Here is a 6,340-nt window from a genome sequence, read left to right as displayed (position 1 = left end):
ATTCATGGCGATGTGGGGATTAAGCTGTGTAACTGTAATTTGTTGCGCTCACTTTAGTTTTCAGGTAGGTATTTGCGATTGGCAATACCTCGGCAATGGTGGCTGATTTGTTTAAGCCGTTGCTGTCAACCTGGTCATCGGCTGCAAATGAGCCTGCAACCAGCATATTGCTGATCAGCGCCGCATGCCTTGCCTCAACCGATACAATTTTACCTGCGATGGTCAAATAACCCGGATCTTGAATGAGGTAACCTGCACCGTCATAAGCTTTAACACCAGTATCCTCAAATGCTTTGGCAGCGCCAAGCACAGCAGATTTTTTGGTAAAATCGATAGTGCTGAAATCAACAGTAAGTGCAGGGATCGCATTACCGCCTAAAGCAGCTTTGAAAAATTCGCGGTGAAGTACCTCATGATCACGGATGCTGGTGAAAAGTGCTTTTTCATCAGATGTCATGCCCGAATATGGCGTAGTAATTACCTGGATATAAAATGCAGCTTCCAGTTGTTCCAGTGCATAAGCGTAATTGAGGATAGCAAGATCGCCTTTGGCGCCTATATCAATGCCCCCGCCGCTAACTATTACCTTATGATCTTTGTGACAGGCTGCTGTAGCTAAAAGGCCGGCAGAAGCCACGCCTAACCCCGCATAGCGTAAAAATGACCTCCGGGCCATATTTGCTCCGCCTATGCTTTCTTGTTCAGATGTTTTCATAGAGTTCGATTTTTTAAATGCTATAATTAGTTGTTTTGTAGATGGATATACGCCTGTAACAACATGGCGGATTGTAATTAGTTGATAATTAATACACTCTTAATTAGAGTAATTAACTTTCAGTAAAACTTACGGCTCTATTTATGGCTAAAAGGCTTTAGAAAAAATCATGAATAATAAAAAAGGCCGAAAAACTCTCGCAGTTTTTCGGCCCTACATCTACCTATGAAAACAACCCTATGAGAAGGGTATTAATACTTATCCAAACCCGGTGCCAAATCATAAAAGCACCTTCAAACCACTATAAATAGGCTTTTTTAGACCGTTACATTTGTTTCATGTGGAAAGCAATCCCACAATCGGGGATTATAAGCAACTGATCAACAGGAAACACTTAATTAAAAAGCAAAGAAAAAAGCGGGGATTAAATTTTAGCTAAATAAAAAAGGCCGGACAACTCTCGCAGTTATTCCGGCCCTACATCTACCTATGAAAAACAACCCTTTGAGAAGGGTAATAAACTATATTCAAACGGGATGCCAATCTCAAAAAATAGCTTTAATTGCCTAATTGGCAGCTTTTTAAAGCCCAATCAATTCTCAATGTGTAGAAATGACACCCGCAACCGGGAATTAATTTCCCAATGGTTAATTTTGTCAGTCCCGGCCTTAATTCTCAGGCAACATCATAAAACAAATAAAAAGGCCGGACAACTCTCGCAGTTGGTCCGGCCCTACATCTACCTATGAAAAACAGTCCTTTTTAGTAAGGACATTAACTCTAATTCAAACCGGATGCCAAGTGTAAAAACATATCGTAAAGCGCTAAAAAGCACTTTTTAGATTCACATCGGAGGTAAAGTGTGTAAATACATTCCGGGAATGGTGGCATAATTTTCCCAAAGGTTAAAATTTTGCGAATTGTGGGTAATTGACCTCGCTGGTGTTAAAATCAATTGGAGTATAAAGCTAAAATAACATATCCACCACGTCATTGTGAGGTACAAAGCAATCCCCTACAGGCAGGTAACGGGCTTCCATCTATGAACTTACATCGGCGCGCTCTTGGCCGCGCAGGGCCAGATACGTTTTTCGCGAATGTTCGTTTTTTAAGGCGCTCAAGAAGGCTCCGCCGTTTGTCTTGACACAAAAGTATCCAAAAAGTCAAGTCAGCAGATAGGCTTCTTTGCCGCACAAGCCTTTGCCCTGCAAACCAGGCAGAACCACGGGCTGCAATTATTTTGCCCTGCTGTACACCCGCTTTTCCCAATGCTTCTGCAAAAACTTGCTATGCCCCTTCCTGCCCTCAAGGCCACCATCGTTCTACCTGCTTCCACCCGAAGCTTACCTGCTGACGGGGGCATCCTTCATTTATTATGTCATGGTAGTGTTTAACTCCGACTGGCTCTGCTGGAGAAATGACAAAAGAGGGCCGGTTAGCCTGAGCCTGTCGAAAACTCGCGTGCAGAGCCCCCGGTCCACCATGCTTCGATAAGCTCACCATGATCCTATTTTAATTATGTCATAGGGTAGGAACGACAAAGTAATGACACTTTTATATAGTAATATTTACTTCCAACAGCTCCTTACAACCAACTCAGGTAAATAAAAAAGGTCGAAATACTCTCGCAGTATTTCGACCCTACATCTACCTATGAAAAACAACCCTTTGAGAAGGGTAATAACATTTATTCAAACGAAATGCCAATTGATAAACAATGGCTTATTTACCTAAAAAACAGCTTTTTAATATTGCCTAAACGTTAAGCTGTAGAATTTTTACCCAAATATGGGTGCGATTTCCACACATCGGGAAACAAGCTAATTAATCAAACAATTTTCAACATAAATGCTTAATAAAGAAACCATCCCATATAAACTTTGTTAACCCAATTATGGACTATAATGTATATTTACTGGCAACCGATCCTCAAAACCCCTGCAGGGATGTGATCCACTCCAGGGATACACGCCTCAAGGTAAAAGTTTACTGCCTTGATGAGGAACGATTTAGTCCGGATGATAACGAGATCCAGCTTTACGGCTATGCTGACCATAAGCTTTATGCTTTTGAAACCGTTAATGTTGCTGCTGAAGACGCGCTCGATTTAGTCGGCGCTATACAATGGTACGCCCACTATATCGACTTTCCGGAGATGGAAATCCTCCCGGAAGATCCCCGTCCACGTGCCCAGTACCGGGATGTGAAGTAAACAGCATTCTTATTTATTGAAAATCAGCCACATAATTTTTTTTGAAATTTTATTTTGACAAGCAAACATCAACTCCTATATTTGCAGTCCCAAAAGCAAGGGAGCTTAGCTCAGCTGGTTCAGAGCATCTGCCTTACAAGCAGAGGGTCACTGGTTCGAACCCAGTAGCTCCCACAGAAAAGCCTAACAGCAATGTTGGGCTTTTTTATACTTGCATTCTTTGCAAAATACTTCACAAAAGTATTTGCATTATATAGCAAAGTGATTTAACTTCGCCGCTCGGTTTTATCAAACGTAATGGTAAAACCAAAACAAAGGGAGCTTAGCTCAGCTGGTTCAGAGCATCTGCCTTACAAGCAGAGGGTCACTGGTTCGAACCCAGTAGTTCCCACAAAAAAAGCCTAACATTTATGTTAGGCTTTTTTTATTTTCTGCTGGTGTTACCAATAGTCCCCCGCAGTTTGCTTCCATTACTCAACAAATGACAACAATTTCATTTCGGTGACATTATCATCAAATAAAAAAACGGGCATAGTTGTTAGGTAATATATCTTTTGCCCAAATTCAGTTGGATGGTGGATGTAATCAGCTAAGATATCAGTGTACAGCTTTGTTTGAGGAAGGCTTCCAAAAGCTTTATAAATATCTGCAAAAAAGCACCCATTTCTTTTGGCTATCTCGTTAAGTTGTAAATTAAAATAAACGGATCGTGGATAGCTTTCATTATTCCATTTAGGGTTTTGTTGTAAAAAACCAACAATAACACAATCAATACCGCTGGCTTTTATGGATTTAACATCAATTTCAATATTATTTAAGTATTCATCCATGTTTTTGCTTCGGTCATGCTCGTTCATTCCAAATTCAATAAAAACCAAATCGGGTTTGTCGGCTTTTATTTTATTGACGTTGGCAGTTAAAAGTTCGCTTGTGGCCCCGCCGACTGCTAAATTTGTTACTGTTACATGGTTCCCATATAGCTTATTAAGTGCCCTCCCTACAAAATTGGGGTATATTTCGGTTGCCACCTGACCGTACCACGCAACTGTAGTATTTGCTCCTGCAGTTATCGATGTGCCTATTGAATAAATAGACAAGTCTTTTTTCGACAATATTTTACTTTTCAAGGTATCCGATAAATACAAACTTTGGGAGTGTATTGTGGAATCAGTCCCTGTTGTATAGTCAATCATAACTTGCCAAAAAAAAGGGAAAGGTGGATTTTGGGGAGTATAAGAAAACATACCGTCAGGGTCAAAAATTACATTATAGGTGGAGAAATCGGGTATGGCTGAGTTAACAGTTCTTTGTATGCCTCCATCCTTAGTTAGTAGATAGTCACTACCTGATTTATAAGTTTTAACAATGCCTCCGGCACCAATTTTATATACCGACGTTATTTTTGCATTTTTTTTTAGCGGGTAGGAGGTTAACTGCGATGATAAGGTTATAGTTTCTCCCTTTACAAAAAACATAGGCTTTTCAGGGATCACGTCGGGAGTATTTTTTTTGCAACCTTGTAATATTAAAAAAATAAAACTTAGTACATAGATAGTGTTAAACAAGCGCTGGGCTTTCATTGTGAAGGTTTGGTTTTAAGATAAAAAGTACCGTTAATTTGGCCGCAAATATAGAAATATTTCTCAGGCCCTGCTGGCGCTTACCTATTGGATGTAAATGCGAGGAAATAATAAAAAGTAGCGCCCGATCTTATATTGAGCTTAAGCAGGAAGGCCAGACTTCAGCCTAACAGCAGAAGGGCGCAGATTCGAACCCTGCAGTTCCCACGAAAAAAGCCTAACAGATATGTTAGGCTTTTTTTATTGAAACTAATCCCTTAAAGCTTCAGCCCGGTTTGCTGGTCAAGTAGGGCTGCGCTGACCCGACAGGAATCCAGGCTAACACTGGTAGCGAGCTTGGTGTCATTTGGAAAGATCCAACACTGGTAACTACCGTTAACCAACACCGCTTTATAACAGAACCTTGGAACAACAACCTGCCCATTCCCAATTGTTTTTAGGTGCCCGATGCCCCCGGCAATGATATGTAAAGATTGTGTTTTAGCCCAGGTACGGCATAAACCCTCCAATGTTTTCCATTTTCCCGCGTTAAGATAATGTGGCTGCGGCAGCATGTTGCTCATATAGAAACACTCTACCCGGTCTATACTATCGCAAGAGGCGTCTTCGTAACTGAATAAATGGCCTTTGTCATAACTGGACCCTACATAATTGTCTTTCACCCTATAAGTATCCGGAATTAGCGGATCGTCTGCGAACCGATCCTTCCTGACGGGTTTATCTTTGCAAGTTACCATTTCAGGCGTCAGGTTCCAGCTCACGGAATCCGCTTCATGTTCAGTTACATCATAATAGGTGGTATAGTGACGATGCTTCACCGTCACGTGGGTCGGCAAATCCGTAGTGAATCTCTGGCTAACTCCTATTGCACCGGCAATCCCTACAGCAGCTAAAAGAATATTGTTTTTAATTTTCATCTCTCCCCCTTATTTGGTGGCCGAATTGTTTTCAGTTGTCTTCATGGCAGCGTAGGTAGCTGAACTAAGTCCGAGCAAAATCAGGTTATTAGTGGTAATAACCGGCATGATAGCATTAATTCCACCGCCAGGCATTTGCACCAGGTTGGCCAAAACTTCGCCAATGAACCATATGCCGAAAATAAGATTGAATAAAACATTCTGAAAGCGAGGGATACTTACGCCCGTTTGATCGGACAGGATATCAATCACAAATCCCTGGCTATCCTGCGGAGGCAGTGCTTTTAGTTTATCCTGATCGTTTACATCAATAGCACGGGCGGTTGCTATGGTCGCCGTACTTATCCCGATCAGGATGAGGGTAGATGTGTTCAGATCGGGCGCCTGGCGGTCCAGTAATAAGATGGTGGTAAAAGCAGCAAGAACGATTAATGTCCACCAGGCTAATTGAACCCTTGACCAGCTATAAGAAACGTCTTTTTTTACTTGCGTTGCACCTGTTGGCGTTGTAGCCGGTGGCCGGCCCACGTCTTTCAAAAAGTGATATTTTAGCTCCAGGAAAAGTATAAGAAAGAAAATAACAAGGAAGATGATCCAGAAAAAAAGGATTGGGTTCATGATGGTATGGTTTAAAGGTTAAAAATTCACTTTATACGTATTGAATTGCTGATGTTATTCACCGACCAGGTAAATGTTATAATACTTTGTTCCGTATTAAACCTGGCATAAAACAGCACGATAAAAAGGACCAATCCATGTCTCTCCGTCATGATGCTAAAGGTTAGGTATGGTTACGCTTTTGGAGGCAATGCCATGTATTAAATATACTTTAAATATAATTATATGATATTCAAACTGCAATATTTTTACATGTTATTTTTTTGATTTATAACACATTAACTATTTTCACAAAAAC

General features: G+C 41.0%; 5 protein-coding genes and 2 tRNA genes. 3 read left to right on the top strand and 4 right to left on the bottom strand.

Annotated elements, in window-relative coordinates; translation table 11 throughout:
* Positions 1 to 19: 19 nt before the first annotated feature.
* Complete coding sequence (locus tag VF500_RS01140) at positions 20 to 715, bottom strand: ferritin-like domain-containing protein (protein WP_330857910.1); 696 nt, start codon at positions 713 to 715, stop codon at positions 20 to 22.
* A gap of 1,894 nt (positions 716 to 2,609) precedes the next feature.
* Between VF500_RS01140 and VF500_RS01135 the strand changes: the two genes are divergently transcribed.
* The 3 genes from VF500_RS01135 to VF500_RS01125 all read left to right on the top strand — a co-directional run bounded on the left by VF500_RS01135 (position 2,610) and on the right by VF500_RS01125 (position 3,318).
* Positions 2,610 to 2,927, top strand: a complete 318-nt coding sequence (locus VF500_RS01135; RefSeq protein WP_330857909.1) for a hypothetical protein — start codon at positions 2,610 to 2,612, stop codon at positions 2,925 to 2,927.
* 99 nt (positions 2,928 to 3,026) lie between these two features.
* Positions 3,027 to 3,101 (top strand) — tRNA-Val (locus VF500_RS01130).
* Between the two features lie 142 nt (positions 3,102 to 3,243).
* Positions 3,244 to 3,318 (top strand) — tRNA-Val (locus VF500_RS01125).
* Positions 3,319 to 3,397: 79 nt separating this feature from the next.
* On the opposite strand, the gene VF500_RS01120 is transcribed toward VF500_RS01125, so the two are convergent.
* The 3 genes from VF500_RS01120 to VF500_RS01110 all read right to left on the bottom strand — a co-directional run bounded on the left by VF500_RS01120 (position 3,398) and on the right by VF500_RS01110 (position 6,042).
* Complete coding sequence (locus tag VF500_RS01120; RefSeq protein ID WP_330857908.1) at positions 3,398 to 4,420, bottom strand: SGNH/GDSL hydrolase family protein; 1,023 nt, start codon at positions 4,418 to 4,420, stop codon at positions 3,398 to 3,400.
* A 344-nt stretch (positions 4,421 to 4,764) separates the two neighbouring features.
* Positions 4,765 to 5,424 carry a DNA/RNA non-specific endonuclease gene (locus VF500_RS01115; RefSeq protein WP_330857907.1) on the bottom strand — a complete coding sequence of 220 codons (660 nt, stop codon included), beginning with the start codon at positions 5,422 to 5,424 and terminating at the stop codon, positions 4,765 to 4,767.
* A 9-nt stretch (positions 5,425 to 5,433) separates the two neighbouring features.
* Positions 5,434 to 6,042 (bottom strand): hypothetical protein, encoded by a 609-nt coding sequence (locus VF500_RS01110; protein WP_330857906.1) that lies wholly within the window; start codon positions 6,040 to 6,042, stop codon positions 5,434 to 5,436.
* Positions 6,043 to 6,340: the final 298 nt, after the last annotated feature.

Source organism: Mucilaginibacter sp., from assembly GCF_036383575.1.
Lineage (GTDB): Bacteria > Bacteroidota > Bacteroidia > Sphingobacteriales > Sphingobacteriaceae > Mucilaginibacter.
This window is presented reverse-complemented; position numbering and strand designations above follow the sequence as displayed.